Raw genomic sequence first — 16,776 nt, forward strand, 5'->3', positions numbered from 1 at the left:
AATGACTACATTCATATTCATACACGCATCCTATTGTATATTCGTTAGTTTTGCGAAATAATAAAGGATAGAAGTATGTGCCAATATACATATAAACTTATTTACCGCTTTAATACGAATAGGAGGAAACATAATGACATTACAAGAACAGATTATGAAAGCATTACATGTTCAGCCTGTAATTGATCCGAAAACAGAAATCCGTAAACGTGTTGATTTCTTAAAAGATTATGTGAAAAAAACGGGTGCGAAAGGATTTGTACTTGGAATTAGTGGCGGACAAGACTCTACATTAGCTGGACGTTTAGCTCAGCTTGCAGTGGAGGAAATTCGTAATGAAGGTGGTAACGCAACGTTTATCGCAGTGCGCCTTCCTTATAAAGTGCAAAAAGACGAAGATGATGCGCAATTAGCATTACAATTTATTCAAGCTGATCAATCTGTTGCATTTGATATTGCGTCAACAGTTGATACTTTCTCAAATCAATACGAAAACGTACTAGGTGAATCATTAACAGATTTCAATAAAGGTAACGTGAAAGCACGTATCCGTATGGTTACGCAGTACGCAATCGGTGGTCAACAAGGGCTACTTGTGATTGGAACTGATCACGCGGCAGAAGCTGTTACAGGATTCTTTACAAAATTCGGAGATGGTGGTGCAGACCTATTACCATTAACGGGATTAACGAAACGCCAAGGACGCGCTCTATTACAAGAATTAGATGCAGACGAGCGACTTTACTTAAAAATGCCAACAGCTGATTTATTAGATGAAAAACCAGGTCAAGCTGATGAAACAGAGTTAGGCATTACATATGATCAACTAGATGATTATTTAGAAGGTAAAGTAGTTCCAGCTGACGTTGCAGAAAAAATTGAAAAACGTTACACAGTGAGCGAACATAAAAGACAAGTACCAGCGTCTATGTTTGATGATTGGTGGAAATAAATTATATAAAAAAAGAAGCTAACCTCATTAGCTTCTTTTTTATGTTAACGATACACCCCTACTCTTTTCTCTAGTAAGTCCTGTAAACAATCCTCATGTTGTTGATTAAACAATGGTGGCATTTGGTTTAGCGGGAAAAACTTCAATTCCAACGTTTCATCACCGTCTACTTTTTGCTCTCCTCCGGCAATTGAGCATGAAAAGAATATTAAAATTGACTGGGCATTATCTCCATTTGGATATGCTTGAAAATATTTTGTATACACCCCGATAAGCTCATTTATTTTCACATCATAACCTGTTTCTTCTTTTATTTCTCGAATCGCGGTTTCTGCGGCAGATTCTCCAATTTCCATTGCACCGCCAGGAAATCCCCAAGCGTTAAAATCACCTCTTTTTTGTAGTAATACTTCTCCATGTTCATTCAACACACAACCACCCGCAAAGTTTATGAGAACACAGTCGTGACCTACTTTTTCACGTAATTCTTTTATATAATTAGCCATCCTCTTCCCCTTTTCATACATCTTCTATCATTATTTCTTATCTTTTTCAAGCAATTCAATCATTCGATCTAGCTTCTTATTCATATTAATTACATGTTGTTTTTTTGCAGCGCTGTTTTGCAATAATCTTCTATGGAACAAAGTAAATGATAGGAAAAACAAAACGATAAGTCCGATTACTAAACAAGTATATATCAATGTAAAAATATTACTTTCGAACAAATCCATTCAAATCCCACATCCTTCCTTTTTATATTTTATCACACAATTCTGTTTTTTAAAGTGATAAAATATAAAAAGAGCACCTTTCCAAGATGCTCTTCTTAATTAATAAGTAAATGTAATTGTCGCTAATGAATAATCTGCCATTGCACTATATGGTGCTACTTCATAAGATACACGTTTTGCACCTTTTGGCCAATTTATTTCATTTAACACTTTCTTTATATCTTGCATCGTTCCATCCATAGATTGCTTATATCGTACTTCTACCTTTTCTGGTTTAGAAGCGAATTGTTGCTGTAATTTTTTCTTAAATTCACTATAATTATCTGCTCCGTATTGTGCAGACAAATATTTTAAATTTGTTTCTTTTAACATTTGTTCATACGTAGCAGTTTTTGAACTATCCGCTTTTATTTTGTTTGTTAATTCATTAAAGTAACTTGTAGTTGCCGCCGGGTATTTACTACGATCCCATTCATGATCTTTACTTAATTGCTCGTCAGACATATTAAAATATGAATATGTTACGCGCCCAGCTTTATCCGGTACTGGATCATCGAATGTCGTATCAAGGTGGTACCATTTGTTTTCAATGTTCACTATATTCCATGCGTGAGCTTGTCCATTTCCTGTACCTGTTACAATATGATTTTGGATACCCGCTTCTTGTAGCAATTCATATGTTAATAACGTATATCCTTGGCAAACGGCAGAACGATTCGCTAATGCTTCATATGCTGTATACGCTTTATAAGACGTATCATAAGATACATGTTTCACAACATAATCGTGAATAGCTTTTACTTTCTCATGCTCATCCATTCCTGGTTTTACAATTGAACCGATAATTGCTTTTGCCTGAGATTTCACATATTGTGTTTGCTCTTTTGATTCACGGTATTTCACTTGCAGTGTAAACGTATAGTTTCCTGGTAACCCTTTAATAGAATATTTAGTAGACGCTACATTATATTTTACATACTCATCTGCGTCTACAACTTTATTAAACTCGCCATACAATTGGTCCATAACATTTCTAGCATTTCTATCTTTTGATTTATATGTGATTGTAATATTTTCTTCTCGATTATCAACCTGTTGTTTTAATTCTTTTCTAACATCATTTAACAACTTTGCATCTGATTGTGATGTCGCTACAGTTGAATTCGTAGCTGCATAAGATACAGATGACGCCTGTAAGCCTCCCATTACTATTGTTGAACAAAGCAGGGTAGCTGTCACATACTTACTTGTCTTTCCCATCTCGTCACTCCTTACATTCTATAACTATACGAAAAAAGTATCGTATAGTTTCAGAGTATACAATACTTTTTCGTATAGGTCATATGAGATTATGCATATTTAACATTGTAAAAAGGTTGTTCTTTTTACAAGAACAACCTTTTTTCTTAACAAGTTTGTAATACGCAACATGCATTTTCAAAACGTTGATTTTTCAAGTCTTCATTTCCAATACAGAAATAAAGCATCCCTAAATCTCCCCACATCATATTACAATTTTTAGTATCTGAGTCAATTTGGAATAAAAGTGTCATTTGCTGCGGGTCGATCCCCATATATTCTCCTGTCTCATATAATACTTCCTCTTGTACAGAGAATGGCTCACCAAACATTTGATGGTTATCGTAGTTATCTGGAATTAACTCTTCAAGCAATTGTAAGAAACGATCTGAATCAGCCTCATCTTCAATGAAAAGCTCTGGCAATTTATATGTCAGTTCAAAAGTAGTTGCACACTGGTTATAATTTGTTTGCAATTCATCGGCCCTTCGTAATTGCTCTACAGGAACATCATAATAAAGTACACGTCCCGCTTCAGTTGGATTCACATCTTCTTCAAAGTAATTTTCAACGCTGAAAAAGTATAATATTCCTGTCTTAGGTAGATTGTACTCCATACCAACATTTTGTAAATCATTTAAATTAAATTGAGCGATAAACTGTAACGGGTTTCCTTTGTACATTGGGTATTCAAATGCAGATGGTAAATCAGGAACTCCTCCCATTTTCGAACTACCTACCGCAACTGTTTCCTCCTGCTTTGGCACAACTTTCACACTAGGAAATACAGTATTAATAAGTTCTTCTTTTAAATGTGTCAGCCCATATTTATCAATTAATACTTCAATTTGTTTATTCATAAATTCTCCTTATATTTACATACTTATTTGTATCATCGCACAAAAATTATACTCCATTCTTTGTAAAAACAACAAGCCTCCAAAAAAACGGGCTCTTCCTTCATACGCGAACAAGTTAAAAAAAGCATAGTATACATTGTTCCTACAAACACGATAGTTCATTATTTCTTCCAGTACATTTTCCCCTCGTTCATTTTTATTTTTAATTTAAGGAGGAATTCCACATGGGTTACGGATATAGTTGCGGCGGTTACGGTTACGGCGGTAGTTGTGGTGGATGTGGTTATGGAGGTTTCGCTTTATTAATCGTTTTATTTATCCTTCTAATCATCATCGGAGCTAGCTGTTGGGGCGGCTTTGTAGGCTGCTAGTAAATTTAAAAACTATTGTAAAAAAGCACGTACAATACGTGCTTTTTTTCCATTTTCAAATCTTTTATTCGAAAGGAAGTATGATTGATGAAGATTGATGGTGTTTTTGAAGGAGGCGGTGTACGCGGGATTGCACATGTAGGGGCAATTTGCGCGTTAGCTGAAAAAGGCTATGAATGGGAGCGTGTAGCTGGAACATCAGCTGGTTCCATTATCGCTGCGCTCCTAGCAGCAGGATATTCTTGTTCAGAGTTAAAAACGATTATAACTGATATCGATTATAATACATTTACGAAGAGAACCTTTATTGACAGAATCCCCTTTATCGGAAAAGGATTAAGCGCATGGACTACTCTTGGTATTTACTCTAATATATTTATAGAAGAATGGATTGAAGAATTACTTCGAAAAAAAGGAGTTCACTTATTTACAGATTTACCTGATTTAAATAAACTTAAAATTATCGCTTCTGATATAAGTAATGGTAAAATGGTTATCTTTCCTGATGACTTACCAAACTACGGATTTTTAAATTATCGCTTCTCTATTGCTAAAGCTGTAAGAATGAGTAGTACAATCCCTTTCTTCTTTGAACCGGTAAAATGGAGAACCCCAAAATGGAAGCAACCTTGTTATATGGTTGATGGAGGGATTTTAAGCAATTACCCAATTTGGATTTTCGACTCACCTTCCTCTCCTCGCTGGCCAACATTTGGATTTCATTTCGTAAAAGATGAGATTCAAGCTGATCCTGCCCATTATAACGAGCCTATCTCCATGTTCAAAGGACTTTTTAAAACAATGATGCAAGCCCATGATTTACGTCATTTAGATAAGGAATCAAAAGCAAGAACAATTACAATTCCAACAGGATCCATTACAAGTACAAACTTTGAGTTAACAAAGGAAGAAAAAGAGTGGCTTTACAATTCTGGTTATAACGCCGCAAATAAGTTTTTACAATCTTGGAACTTCAGACAATATATTGATGACTATAGAAACGGAAATCAGGACCGAAAAACAAATCGGTATTTCCGTCAACTTGACTCATAATACTATTATTTTTCATACGAGAACACGTAACGCTTTCAAAAAAATAAGCCTAGTAATATCATAGATTACTAGGCTTATTTACTTCCTGCTGCATCATTATTATTCGTTGCTTAAGGATACGTTAACCCTTCAGCTTCTTCCGCAGTAATAACTGTGTATCGATTTCCCGTTCGTAATCCTAACAATTCTGCTTTTTCAATTGCATCCTGCTTCGACTCCGCATAAGCAGCTAAATATTTTTCTCCATTGATAATTTGGCAAATTACGTATTGTTTCATTATTTTCTCCTCTTACTTTTTCATTAGTTGTGCAAGTTTTTTGATACCTATTTCAATTTCTTCTAACGTTGCGTATGAATAGGATAGACGCAAAAATTGGTTTGCACTTCTATCATACAAAGTACCTGGATTTAATAAAATCTTTTCTTTCAAAGCTTTGTCGAATAAGCTACGGTTCGAAACGGGTACATTCATATGTAACCAAATATAAAAACCACCTGTCGGTTCATACCATGTTGCTATATCACGACAATATTTCTCTAACATTTGCAACATAAAATCTCTACGTTTTTTCAACTTAGTTCTTACAAACTGTAAATGTTCATCATACAATCCATCTGCAAACCATTCCGCTGCAATTTGCTGGGATATAGAACTTGAACCATAATCTGTTTGCATTTTTATGTCTGCCAATCTTTGAATGACTGGCTCAGATCCAACAATCCATCCAATTCTTAACCCTGGACTAATAACTTTAGACATACTCCCAATATGTAGTACAATTCCGTTTTTATCATATGCTTTTAAAGGCTTTGAAACAGGCTCATCAAACCATAAGTCTTGGTACACCGCGTCTTCTATAATAGGCAAACCAATTTCGTTACATATTTCCATCACTTCTATTCGTTTCTTCGCATTCATACTAAAGTTCGTCGGATTATGAAAAGACGGGATTGTATATAAAATAGATGCATTAAATTGCTTCTTATATTTCGTAATATATGATGCATGTAAACCGTTCTCATCCATTGGTATACCAATTAAACGCATTCCTGCTGATTGAAAAACATTAAGAGAATATAAATAAGATGGTTTTTCTAATAAGATGGATGCCCCTTTTGGAAGAAGCCCCATAGAAATAAGTTGCAACGCTTGAATCGCTCCTGAAACAATTAATATAGAATCAGGAGTTACATCTATACCATGTCCTTTTAAATAGTCCGCAATCTTTTCCCTTAAAGAGAGACTTCCTTTCGGCTCTTCATAGCCAAGTGTCACCTTTGATGCTAAAAGCTTATTCATAATCTCTTTCATCTTTTTTTCAGGTAAAAGACTTGGCGCGAGCTCCCCGGTTCCTAAACGAATTACATGCGGATAAAATTCAGCTTGATTAATCTCTTGAATAGCAGGCAGATTCGGATAATGAAGTCCTGTTTCTACATAAGACTGCCAATTAGGTGGGGGCGCGTACGTTGAAGCATTCTCATTATTATTTACAACAATTGTTCCTTTCCTGCCATTTCCTTCAATGTATCCCTTTGCCACTAGTTCATCGAAAGCCATTACAATTGTACTCCGGTTCACACCGAATGTATGTGCCAAATCTCTTTGTGAAGGTAATTTCGTTCCAACAGTCCATTCTCCATTAACGATTCTTTCTTTTATATACGTTTCTATTTGTTTATACAGAGGAGTCGCTAGAGACATATTCGGTTTCCAAACGAATCTTTCCATCATATCACCTTATATTCTTTTTGGTTGGTAACCTCTCCAACCATATGGATGGATACAAATTTTCATTTCTTCTATACAATATACACTATCATACTGAATTAAAATAGGAGGTAATATGATGAGTGAAGCAATTATTCATGGTATCATTCTTGCATTTGGTCTTATCATTCCATTAGGTGTCCAAAATATTTTCGTCTTTAACCAAGGTGCGAGCCAACCAAACATTTGGAGGGCAGCCCCTGTAGTATTAACTGCCTCTATATGTGATACGTTACTCATATTGATTGCAGTGCAGGGTGTCTCCCTTATACTCCTTACTTTTTCTTGGCTAACTAACACGTTATATATAATTGGATTTTTCTTTCTCCTATATATGGGCTTTGTTATTTGGAGAAGTAACCCTTCCAACGATATAAAAAAAGAAAACAGTATGCCATTAAAAAAGCAAATCCTTTTTGCTGCATCGGTTTCGTTATTAAATCCACATGCAATTTTAGATACAATCGGTGTAATCGGAACAAATTCTATTCAATACATAGGAAGTGAAAAATGGGCTTTCACACTTGCAACTATTATCGTTTCTTGGATTTGGTTTATAAGCTTAGCCTTAGCGGGGAAATTTCTAAAAAGAATAGACTCAACTGGAAAGACAATCGTATTATTAAATAAGTTTTCGGGTCTCATCATTTGGGGCGTCGCGCTTTATATGTTAAAACAAGTTATGTATTCTTAATGAACGAAAGAGAATTGCATGTTCCTTAAAACACCATGCAATTCTCTTACAGATTATGAAGTAGGTTCCGTTTTCTGTTTTACCGTCTTTGCATCTTTTGCTGGTTTAATCCAAATCATTGCTATAACAGCACCAATACCAGCGAAAATACTAGTTACATAAAACACTTCATGGTCAGCACCCTTCATGAAAAAAGAATATAGAGGTGGTCCAGCTGCTACACCGATAAATCGCATTGAACTATAAAATGACGTAACTGTCCCCCTTTGCTCCTTTTCAATTCCTTGTGTAATTAGGGCGTCTAAACATGGGAGTGCCATACCAATTCCTATCCCCATAATAACGAGACAAAGAAGTAGTAAATAGATCCCTTTTATAAATAAAGGAATGATGACTGATGCAGCTGCCATTAAAAAACCAATATAAATACACTTCTTCATTACATTTTGATTATCTCCAATTTTTTTACCCGCCATATATGAACTAAGTGACAGTACAAGTAACGGGATGGCAAGTACACAACCTTTCCATATACCATGTATGTCATACTTTGATTCCAGTATAGTCGACAAATAAAAGAGAATTCCGAATAAAATAAGCATAATAATTGCACCTAATACAAAAATGGCAATTAACCATCTTCCCTTTTCTCGAAACGTAGAGATAATAGATTTTATAAACTCTTTAAGTGGCGGTACTTCTCCTTCTTGTTTCTTTGCCTTTACTAGAACAAGTAATAAAACAATTGATACTACGCATAAAACTGGAATCGCCCAAAATGGTAAGAACCATACAATGGCAGCAAGAGCAGATCCTAAAATAGGGCTCAGCACTTTTCCAAATGTATTGGATGTTTCAATGATTCCTAAACCTGTACTAACTTGTTTTTCATCTTTGTATAAATCACCAACACACGGTATAACAACTGGCATTGCACCAGCAGCACCAATACCTTGAATCGCTCTACCAATCAATATCCAAGTGTAGGGATTATCAACTTTCCATGATACCCAACCAGTTATCGCTCCTCCTATAGCCGCAATCAGCAAACTCGGAACCATTATCATCTTTCGTCCCCATCGATCTGATAAATAACCAGCAATCGGTATAAGTAAAATGGCTACAATAGAGTAAATTGTAATAATCATGGATACTTGAAACGATGAAATATGTAATTCCTTTTCGATAGTCGGTAGGATTGGAATGAGCATTGAATTCCCTAATGTCATAACAAGTGGAACTGATGCAAGCGCAATTAAACAACAGTTTTCTTTTTTTAACATGTTGGCTTCGGAACCCTTTCATCGTATATTTCTGACCATATAATAGCCCTGCTGGAACGTAATTTTTCATTCCACCAGGGCTATTACATCTTTACTACTTCCCATTTACAACAAAAGAAATTGGGGAAAATATAGTATTATTCCTATTCTTTGAATTCAGTTCGCAATATATTCATACCAATTAATTGAAAAAAAAAGAAAGGAAGAATCCTTCCTTTCTCCTATAACCTTCTACAATTAGCGAGTATATCCGCCACCAAGTTGTTGTTCTGCCATCGCTACTAGACGTTTTGTAATTTCACCGCCTACAGAACCGTTTGCACGTGAAGAAGTGTCAGCTCCAAGTTGTACACCAAATTCTTGTGCAATTTCATATTTCATTTGATCTAAAGCTGCTTGTGCTCCATGTGATGCTAATTGATTAGAATTACGATTTCTAGCCATTACCAATCACCTCCTTATTTATATATAAATTGTGTTAAATTTCAATTTAAATACATGGTAATTTTTGGTTATTTATATTTTTTAAAAAAGAGTCTCTACAATGAGAGACTCTTACATCATTTTATATTAAGAAGTTACTACTTCTAAATTTCTATTTGTTAATACTTTCATTTCTTCTTTTAATATATCTTTCGCATGATGTCCAAACCATTCGAGTGAAGCAAAATGGTCAGTATCTCTCACTTCCTGAATAATCTCATCATAATTTACCACACCTTCAAATAATGGAACCATACCAATTCGACTTCCCGCTGCTGCATATACATTATGTGGTTCAAACACATGCAAATAATCTGCTGACGATATATTCTTAAAATGGTAATGTTGTATCCACGGCTTTAGTCGATGGAAGCTGTCTATTGGATCTGCACCAGACTCCCATATATGAAGAAAATCAAGGTTTATTTTCAAATTCGGATGATCTACTTCTCCTAATAATTCCAAAGTAGAAGGCAGCGTATCCGTTAACGTATTTGGATGTGTTTCTAAAAGTACATACATATTATGCTGAGCAAATACTTCACAAATGATGCGAATACGATTCACATACTCTTTTCTCTCCTGTTCCGAGAAATCTTCGCTACCTTTTTGTCCAGCAAACGTACGAATTTTGTTCGTTTTAAACCAATTAGCTAATATTGCAAGTTGTTCACATTTCTCTATCGTTTTTTCAAAATCTGCCGATAGTGATATGTCTAAGTAATCACTTATCATCGTAATTCCCAAGTTTTTATCCTTTAAACAATTCAATTCTCGTTCTGTCGTTTCATACTCTTGCATATACAAATTTTGTGCATGAGTCCCCCACAATTCAATTCCTTCAAAACCGTTTTCATATGCAAATTGAACAATATCAGTAAATGAAATTAATTGATGACGAAAGGAAATAGTACATAATGAATATTTCATAGGTTTGAACTCCCTTATCTTAAATTCAGTTAGGTTTTTAAAATGCTAAGACAGACTGGTTTGTTTTCATTTCTTTCCATGATAAAAACTGTCTCTCTAATTCAGCCTTAATTTGCAGTTCAATTGCATTCATTTCATCCAACTTTTCAACAATTGATAATAACATACCTTTATTATTCGTCATTGCCATTTTAATTGCTCGATACTGTACATTTGTAAATCCTTGTACAATATCCTCTACCCGATCACACCAATAATCAAACTCTTGCTCCGAATATTGCAACGTTTCACGGAAGTATGCAAAGGCATGTTCATAACTATATTTACGAATCGCAAGTACTGGTATTTGTTTGACTGCCGCTACAAGACCAGAAAGCGAATACCCATCTTCTTCATTTGCCATTTTTATAATTAAATTTTTCAGCTCCATAGTCAGTTCATTGTCATTTCTTTTGAAAGTTTCTATGAAATAACTCGCTACCATTTCTTCTGTTGGCTCCTGAATTTCTTCTACATCAATGAAATACCCTCCACCAAATGGGTTATCTTGAACAGAGTGAAGCACTTTTTCTCTTTCCATATTCCCTTCCCAACGAAAATCAGGGTCTAGCATGAACCATTCTTCTTCTTTCTCTGTCTTCGATATCATTAAATAATGCGGAAACGGTTTTTGATGGAATTTATTTTCCCTCTCTGGCAATAGAGACATATCAACCATTACAATGACATAGCGATTTTCTGGCTTGTTTTCTACTAATTGTAAAAACGTCTCTACATTGATATCTTTATCTTTTGCATGATCATACCATTCGTTCACTTTCATACCATACAATTTTTCATACCATAGTAAGTAATTATCATGGTTAATGTTTTCAGAGTGATACGAAATAATTCCGCCTTCTGTTATATCAAAATCGCCGTCCCATAATCCAAAATAAAATGGACGGAAATCTATATCGCTACGCCTTTTTATAATTTCACAAAAACAACTCACTAAACAGTGAACTTTAATTGAAGTCATATTCTCATCCACTTTCCTAAAGGTTAATTATTCACATTTACTTCTTATACCGGCTGTAGCTCCTCCATAAAATCAAGTAAAGATCCTACAGTAAGAAATGCCTTTGGATCTACCTCATCCTCTGGAACGCATAGCTTTACATCCATTTCTATGTAAACTATGAGTTGTAACATCATTACCGAATCTATATATAAATCTTGGTTTAAACGCATCGTTTCTTCTAAATGCGTTACATTTTTTAGTTCCATTTTTTCTTTCATAATTTTCAATACTTCATTTTTTAATGTTTCACGTCTCATGTTGTAACCTCTCCCATCTCTAGTAACTTTCTACTTACTTTTCCAGTTTTATTTTTCGGAATTTCAGTTACACTTTCAATCTCATGTGGAACTTTATAAGCTGGTAAATGCTGTATACACCATTCTCTTATTCGAACCGGATCAATATGAGAGATTACTTTCGCTTTAACTATTTCGCCCATCACAGGATGTTTCCCTCGATATACAATTGCCTCTTTAACACCTTCTAGTCGAAGCATCGTTTCTTCTACCTCTATAGGAAAGACTTTTAATCCTGAAACGTTAATCACATCATCCATGCGCCCCATAAAATGAAGGCCGCGCTCAGATTTATACCCCAAATCTTTCGTGAAAATTTCCTTATCGTTCATTTTCACTACGATTTCTTCAGGCATATTTTCATCTGAACCTATGCTTATACTCGCATGAGGTAGTGGATTTCCTAAATCTAAATGGCTTTTCATATCATGACATATACTAATACAACCTGCTTCAGAACAACCGTATTGCTGCATCATATATGTTGTCGTTTCTTTTAGTTTATAAAACAATGCTTCTGGCAAAGGCGCTCCGGATGTCATAATTTTATGAAACTGAAACGTTCCTTGCGGGAAACTCCCCATAATATGTAACATAAGTGGTACTGCATATATGATATGTTTTTCTGTATTGCGAACTATATTTAAGGCGAATTTAGGGTTTTTATTTGTAATGATGATAGGTTTGCTTCCCCGCGTAATTGCAGATAACGTACCACATATTAGTCCGTATGAATGTGAAACAGGAGCCATAACAATCGGCACTTCATCTACTTCACAGTTTAAAGCTTCATTATAAGCCGTAATTTCTGTATCCACTTCCGCCCATGCTCTACGAATCAGTTTTGGTTCTCCCGTAGTTCCAGAACTATATTGCAATAAAGAAGGCTCTTCGAGTAAAGCGTTCACTACTTCTAATTTCGTAAAATCGCCATATTCTCCATATAATATCCCGATACAATTTGCACGCTTTGCCATTTCAATAGCCGTTTCTTTTGGCGTATCTTCATGTATAAGCAATACTGATAATTTCTTTTCTTTTAAGAAAAACACAAGCGTAATAATATCGAATGGATCTTTCAGACAAAGCGCAAATCTATTTCCTTCTGCTTCTTTAAATTGTTCCATTTCCTCATAAACTTGTAATCTCAAATCAAAATCACTTTTGCTATACTCTTGTTTATTAACGATTAGCATAATTTCCCCCTGTAACAACTGATTTTTGTTTCATAAGTTGTCTTGCTCTATACAATGGATTTGGAACTTCATGAACAAGCGATTCCACATCCATATATAATCGACGCTTCGTTAATTGCTCAGCATAGAATGTAGGAGTGTATAGCTGAATACTTTCAAATCTATCTTTCAAGTGTGGATATTTTCTAAAATGATTTTCAATTTCTTCGACAACTATTATCCAAAAACTTTCTTCTTTCCAATCATATTCGTCTGCAAGTACGAAAGCTAATTCTCCTACATTAAATAAGAACAGTGCATCTAATACCATCTCTTGTAAACATTCAATACGATCCATTTCAAAGAAATCATTCATTTTTCCATCCGCATACGTTTTATGCATTTTAGTAAAGTCTGGACATTTATTCATTTCTTTTAAGAATGGACGATAAAACTCAAGTCCTTCATGGAAATCCTTTAATGCAATACGGACAGGTAGCCCTTCTTTATGAACTAAAATCATATTTTGTCCGTGTGATTCTAATGCGATTCCATGCTCTACAACAAGATGTATAACTGGTATGATCGCTTTTTGAATCAGTAATCGTAGCCAATTTTCTATCCCATATTTGTTTAACCATGCATCAATAACTGGTGTCCCGTCTTTCTCTTTTGCATATAAGCCGTTAAAGGGAACCGCATCCTCTTTCTCATTTAAATATTTATGAACGCTTTCACGCCAAATGCATCCTAATGAACCATATGTGGCTTTCTTATTCGTATCATACGTTACACTCGAAAATTCCTTTAGCAAAATAATGCGCGATTTATCCCTTAAATAAGAATCCTGACTTACGACATCACTTAACCAATTCGATATAGCTGGTGCACTCACAACTGAATATGGTTTCAGCGTACGGAGTGTTGAAGTGTTAAGTATGTTCAGCGATAACTTCACATATGGTCTCTTTGGATTCGTAACATTTCTTAACGTCCTCATCGATTGTTGCGCGCAATAATCATCCTCTGATTTTCCTAAATAAATAATATTTTTATCCTGTAAATGATCAGCGTAATTGGGAATGATGAAATTCTCCCACTGCCAAGGATGAACAGGTATAAACACGTACTGCTTTGAATCGCATCCCGCACTGTGAATTTGTTCCATATACGCTTCTAATGTATGCGCGCCTATCTCACCTTTTAAAATATTGTCATAAATCACTTCATTTTCATAACCTACAGCCGCATATTTCTTATGCGCTGCAATCCATATAATTTTTATTGATCTCATAAATTCATATCCATATTGAAAATTGTCACGATATTGAAATCCAATGCGCGCTTTATAGCTAGGATGATATGGATGACCGTCTATTAAATGGCTTTCAAAGTCATCGTACGATTTTTGAGTATATTTCACCTTATTATGTCTTTCATATTGTGCAATTGTATCTTTAAATATCGTTTGTTCTAATTCATGAATAAAAGAATCTAATTTCGTTTTTTCCACGTTAACAATCCGAAAAACTTCTTCCAAAAATTGCGAAACTGATTGTATTTCTTGTTTTTCTTCTTGAACTCTTATTACTAATGAATCTATAGAGATACGTCCAAATGTCATTCGTTCTCTTCCGTAACATTCGTACGTGACACTTTTGTTGTCCTCATCAAGTCCTTGTATAAGAAAAAGAATTTGTTCTTCGTTTTCTATGCGAATTGGCGTAATAATTCCCTCATAAATTAACGACTCTACTAATTGACGTAACACTCTTCTTCGTACTGAAATGTAATCTTCTGATTCAAGCGCTTTCAATATTCTCGTATGATATATGTCCACTCTCATAACTCCCCCGCCTTACGAAAAAATACCATTATTTGTATTACGTGAAATTTTAACGTTATTTATGAACGTACAGCCACTTCTCTAACGAGCGGATTCTGTACCTGTACGTAAATTGCTTGTTCTAAAGGATTACTTAACTCATCGACATCGAAAAATCTCGTTAATAAATTTGCTTTACATGCCAACTTATGCTCTTCTAACAATTCTCTTAAAAAGGTAGAAGGTTCACGGTTATACGGAAGGAACGATTCAAGTACAGACCTTAATTCAGAGAGAAGAATTTCCTCCTTAATTAATCCTGCTGTGCCAAAACCGTTAATGAGACCAAACATATGATTGAAAATTAAGTAGTAACGAAATCTCTCATCTACAATATAATCGTCATATAAATTTCCAGTACGCTCTCCAATGCCAGCCAACTCATTATTAAGCATCTCTTTCATTGAATTACAGAAATAAAACCCTTGATTATCACGGAAATAATATTTGACCGGATAACCATTCTTTAGCTGAACAACGCTATTTTGCTGATGCGCTTCTAATGCAACACCATAACGTAAGTACATCCATACCATCGGCTTTAAAGAAATATTCATATATCGTCTAAACCAATCTAAACTTACTTCTTCACAGCTTCTACCTTCTAAATCTGCTAGTCGATGAATAATATTCGATAAACGAGTACGTTCCCCAGGTATAGCATCTTGCACTAATCCAGCAATTAAAGTAGCGTCATTTGCATGTTCACCATAAAAAGGATTCTCTCGTATAATTACTTCAAATCCAGATTCTTTTGCCCCGTAATTTAATGTAATAAATGCTGGATCACAAATAAAATCAAAACCTGGAAACTTCTCTAACACTTCACCAATTGCTGTATTTAGCATTTCCTTTCCTTCAAGACCACTCTCTAGTTCCTTCAATTTATTAATACGCATTGAATTTGTTACTTTTACTGGAAATGAAAACTTAAGCATATATTTTGATTGGGGATGATATAACGTCCTAAGTGATGATGTTGCCATATAATACTTACCGACAGGACCGATATATTCAAGTACTCCTTGATCTATCCAATCCTGTACGTATGATTGGTGTAATAGCCATTCTGCCTGAAGCGGATGAATTGGAAGTAATGAATATTCATCTTCATTACAATACTTCGATATAAATTCTTTACTAACCATCTCATCATTACGTAACTCTTCTTTTAGAATTATTGTTGTAGAATCTAACAATAATGATTTTTCATTTACTATACTTTTATGTGCCCTAAAATAATGAAGCTGACATTCTCCTTTTAATTCTGGAGAATACATGGCACTTTTCCATTCCAAAATACCTTGTCTACTCTTTGGAGTTGGATGCGTTAAATGTCCAAATAATAAAGATTGCTCCGCTTCTATAAAGGATGTATGGAAACCGTATAATGCAGATGTATCTTCTATTCTCTCCCTTGTAAATTCTTCAATATTTTGACAACTACGGATAACTCGAAGCATAAGTTCAGCAGGATTCGTCCCTTCTCCGTAGTTGATAGACATCTCTTTTATTAAGAACGTAATAACTGTAACATAATCTGCTTTTATAACATTCTTATTTTCTCCCATTTGATAATAAAATTGTTCTCCAAACAAATGGCGATCTGTTGCTGATTTATATATAACTTCTCCATACAAAGTAATGTGTTGTGCCGATAGCCGACAATATAAATATGTGGGGACTATATCTCTATTCAACGTATTACTGAAGATACTTTTCATTTTTTCATCCTCTGTAATCCATTCTCCACTCCCTGTTTCTCTTAAATAACAGTTTAAAAAACTTTGTAATGTTGCATGTTCTGCGATTTGTTTCGCATGCTGCATATTGGTCCTCCTCTTTATATTAAAGCTATCGAAATTTTATATAATAAACAACAATTGAATATCGTTATCAATTATGATTCTAATTGATAACGATATT

At 34.7% G+C, this 16,776-nt stretch carries 18 protein-coding genes; 4 read left to right on the forward strand and 14 right to left on the reverse strand.

Annotated elements, in window-relative coordinates; translation table 11 throughout:
• The first annotated feature begins 133 nt into the window (after positions 1-133).
• Positions 134-952: an ammonia-dependent NAD(+) synthetase gene (gene nadE, locus ILT06_RS19580; protein WP_064474214.1), complete on the forward strand. Its 819-nt coding sequence runs from the start codon at positions 134-136 to the stop codon at positions 950-952.
• Between the two features lie 44 nt (positions 953-996).
• On the opposite strand, the gene ILT06_RS19585 is transcribed toward nadE, so the two are convergent.
• From ILT06_RS19585 to ILT06_RS19600, 4 genes are all read right to left on the reverse strand, one after another.
• Complete coding sequence (locus tag ILT06_RS19585) at positions 997-1,458, reverse strand: NUDIX hydrolase (RefSeq protein ID WP_088048528.1); 462 nt, start codon at positions 1,456-1,458, stop codon at positions 997-999.
• Between the two features lie 30 nt (positions 1,459-1,488).
• Positions 1,489-1,686, reverse strand: coding sequence for a DUF4083 domain-containing protein (locus ILT06_RS19590; RefSeq protein WP_088048527.1), 198 nt, complete (start codon positions 1,684-1,686; stop codon positions 1,489-1,491).
• Positions 1,687-1,785: 99 nt separating this feature from the next.
• Positions 1,786-2,946, reverse strand: a complete 1,161-nt coding sequence (locus ILT06_RS19595; protein ID WP_088048526.1) for a transglutaminase domain-containing protein — start codon at positions 2,944-2,946, stop codon at positions 1,786-1,788.
• 146 nt (positions 2,947-3,092) lie between these two features.
• The gene (locus ILT06_RS19600; protein ID WP_088048525.1) at positions 3,093-3,845 is read right to left on the reverse strand and encodes a YwqG family protein; all 753 of its coding nucleotides are present in this window, start codon (positions 3,843-3,845) and stop codon (positions 3,093-3,095) included.
• A gap of 224 nt (positions 3,846-4,069) precedes the next feature.
• Between ILT06_RS19600 and ILT06_RS19605 the strand changes: the two genes are divergently transcribed.
• Positions 4,070-4,216 carry a YjcZ family sporulation protein gene (locus ILT06_RS19605; protein WP_000540425.1) on the forward strand — a complete coding sequence of 49 codons (147 nt, stop codon included), beginning with the start codon at positions 4,070-4,072 and terminating at the stop codon, positions 4,214-4,216.
• A gap of 87 nt (positions 4,217-4,303) precedes the next feature.
• A complete protein-coding gene (locus ILT06_RS19610; protein WP_064474219.1) occupies positions 4,304-5,269 on the forward strand; it encodes a patatin-like phospholipase family protein in 966 nt (321 codons plus the stop codon).
• 110 nt (positions 5,270-5,379) lie between these two features.
• On the opposite strand, the gene ILT06_RS19615 is transcribed toward ILT06_RS19610, so the two are convergent.
• Together ILT06_RS19615 and pdxR are read right to left on the reverse strand one after the other, a co-directional pair.
• A complete protein-coding gene (locus tag ILT06_RS19615) occupies positions 5,380-5,547 on the reverse strand; it encodes a DUF3933 family protein (RefSeq protein ID WP_000816376.1) in 168 nt (55 codons plus the stop codon).
• A 12-nt stretch (positions 5,548-5,559) separates the two neighbouring features.
• Positions 5,560-7,002 carry a MocR-like pyridoxine biosynthesis transcription factor PdxR gene (pdxR, locus tag ILT06_RS19620; protein ID WP_064474220.1) on the reverse strand — a complete coding sequence of 481 codons (1,443 nt, stop codon included), beginning with the start codon at positions 7,000-7,002 and terminating at the stop codon, positions 5,560-5,562.
• Positions 7,003-7,120: 118 nt separating this feature from the next.
• Here pdxR and ILT06_RS19625 point away from each other — a divergent pair, with 118 nt between their 5' ends.
• Complete coding sequence (locus ILT06_RS19625) at positions 7,121-7,735, forward strand: LysE/ArgO family amino acid transporter (protein WP_222655385.1); 615 nt, start codon at positions 7,121-7,123, stop codon at positions 7,733-7,735.
• A 53-nt stretch (positions 7,736-7,788) separates the two neighbouring features.
• On the opposite strand, the gene bcbE is transcribed toward ILT06_RS19625, so the two are convergent.
• From bcbE to ILT06_RS19665, 8 genes are all read right to left on the reverse strand, one after another.
• Positions 7,789-9,018 carry a bacillibactin exporter BcbE gene (gene bcbE / locus ILT06_RS19630; RefSeq protein ID WP_098102692.1) on the reverse strand — a complete coding sequence of 410 codons (1,230 nt, stop codon included), beginning with the start codon at positions 9,016-9,018 and terminating at the stop codon, positions 7,789-7,791.
• A gap of 237 nt (positions 9,019-9,255) precedes the next feature.
• Positions 9,256-9,462, reverse strand: coding sequence for an alpha/beta-type small acid-soluble spore protein (locus ILT06_RS19635; protein WP_000113545.1), 207 nt, complete (start codon positions 9,460-9,462; stop codon positions 9,256-9,258).
• Positions 9,463-9,588: 126 nt separating this feature from the next.
• Positions 9,589-10,431, reverse strand: coding sequence for a sugar phosphate isomerase/epimerase family protein (locus ILT06_RS19640; RefSeq protein WP_064474223.1), 843 nt, complete (start codon positions 10,429-10,431; stop codon positions 9,589-9,591).
• Positions 10,432-10,468: 37 nt separating this feature from the next.
• On the reverse strand, positions 10,469-11,452 hold the full coding sequence (asbE, locus tag ILT06_RS19645) for a petrobactin biosynthesis protein AsbE (RefSeq protein WP_222655386.1): 984 nt from the start codon (positions 11,450-11,452) through the stop codon (positions 10,469-10,471).
• A 44-nt stretch (positions 11,453-11,496) separates the two neighbouring features.
• Positions 11,497-11,751: a petrobactin biosynthesis protein AsbD gene (gene asbD, locus ILT06_RS19650; RefSeq protein WP_001250755.1), complete on the reverse strand. Its 255-nt coding sequence runs from the start codon at positions 11,749-11,751 to the stop codon at positions 11,497-11,499.
• Complete coding sequence (gene asbC / locus ILT06_RS19655) at positions 11,748-12,986, reverse strand: 3,4-dihydroxybenzoic acid-AMP ligase AsbC (protein ID WP_064474226.1); 1,239 nt, start codon at positions 12,984-12,986, stop codon at positions 11,748-11,750. The genes asbD and asbC overlap by 4 nt, the downstream gene beginning before the upstream one ends.
• A complete protein-coding gene (locus ILT06_RS19660; RefSeq protein WP_222655387.1) occupies positions 12,973-14,811 on the reverse strand; it encodes an IucA/IucC family protein in 1,839 nt (612 codons plus the stop codon). Before ILT06_RS19660 ends, asbC begins: the two co-directional genes overlap by 14 nt.
• A gap of 59 nt (positions 14,812-14,870) precedes the next feature.
• Positions 14,871-16,679, reverse strand: a complete 1,809-nt coding sequence (locus ILT06_RS19665) for an IucA/IucC family protein (RefSeq protein ID WP_098102688.1) — start codon at positions 16,677-16,679, stop codon at positions 14,871-14,873.
• Positions 16,680-16,776 lie beyond the last annotated feature (97 nt).

The sequence above is a fragment of the Bacillus sp. 17RED48 genome (assembly GCF_019837545.1).
GTDB lineage: Bacteria > Bacillota > Bacilli > Bacillales > Bacillaceae_G > Bacillus_A > Bacillus_A wiedmannii.

Coding starts and splice junctions, on each gene's coding strand:
- ILT06_RS19635 (WP_000113545.1), bottom strand. CDS start 9,462: ATGGCTAGAAATCGTAATTCTAATCAATTAGCATCACATGGAGCACAA.
- ILT06_RS19585 (WP_088048528.1), bottom strand. CDS start 1,458: ATGGCTAATTATATAAAAGAATTACGTGAAAAAGTAGGTCACGACTGT.
- asbE (WP_222655386.1), bottom strand. CDS start 11,452: ATGACTTCAATTAAAGTTCACTGTTTAGTGAGTTGTTTTTGTGAAATT.
- ILT06_RS19615 (WP_000816376.1), bottom strand. CDS start 5,547: ATGAAACAATACGTAATTTGCCAAATTATCAATGGAGAAAAATATTTA.
- ILT06_RS19660 (WP_222655387.1), bottom strand. CDS start 14,811: ATGAGAGTGGACATATATCATACGAGAATATTGAAAGCGCTTGAATCA.
- asbD (WP_001250755.1), bottom strand. CDS start 11,751: ATGAGACGTGAAACATTAAAAAATGAAGTATTGAAAATTATGAAAGAA.
- ILT06_RS19610 (WP_064474219.1), top strand. CDS start 4,304: ATGAAGATTGATGGTGTTTTTGAAGGAGGCGGTGTACGCGGGATTGCA.
- ILT06_RS19665 (WP_098102688.1), bottom strand. CDS start 16,679: ATGCAGCATGCGAAACAAATCGCAGAACATGCAACATTACAAAGTTTT.
- ILT06_RS19625 (WP_222655385.1), top strand. CDS start 7,121: ATGAGTGAAGCAATTATTCATGGTATCATTCTTGCATTTGGTCTTATC.
- bcbE (WP_098102692.1), bottom strand. CDS start 9,018: ATGTTAAAAAAAGAAAACTGTTGTTTAATTGCGCTTGCATCAGTTCCA.
- nadE (WP_064474214.1), top strand. CDS start 134: ATGACATTACAAGAACAGATTATGAAAGCATTACATGTTCAGCCTGTA.
- ILT06_RS19605 (WP_000540425.1), top strand. CDS start 4,070: ATGGGTTACGGATATAGTTGCGGCGGTTACGGTTACGGCGGTAGTTGT.
- ILT06_RS19590 (WP_088048527.1), bottom strand. CDS start 1,686: ATGGATTTGTTCGAAAGTAATATTTTTACATTGATATATACTTGTTTA.
- ILT06_RS19640 (WP_064474223.1), bottom strand. CDS start 10,431: ATGAAATATTCATTATGTACTATTTCCTTTCGTCATCAATTAATTTCA.
- pdxR (WP_064474220.1), bottom strand. CDS start 7,002: ATGGAAAGATTCGTTTGGAAACCGAATATGTCTCTAGCGACTCCTCTG.
- ILT06_RS19595 (WP_088048526.1), bottom strand. CDS start 2,946: ATGGGAAAGACAAGTAAGTATGTGACAGCTACCCTGCTTTGTTCAACA.
- ILT06_RS19600 (WP_088048525.1), bottom strand. CDS start 3,845: ATGAATAAACAAATTGAAGTATTAATTGATAAATATGGGCTGACACAT.
- asbC (WP_064474226.1), bottom strand. CDS start 12,986: ATGCTAATCGTTAATAAACAAGAGTATAGCAAAAGTGATTTTGATTTG.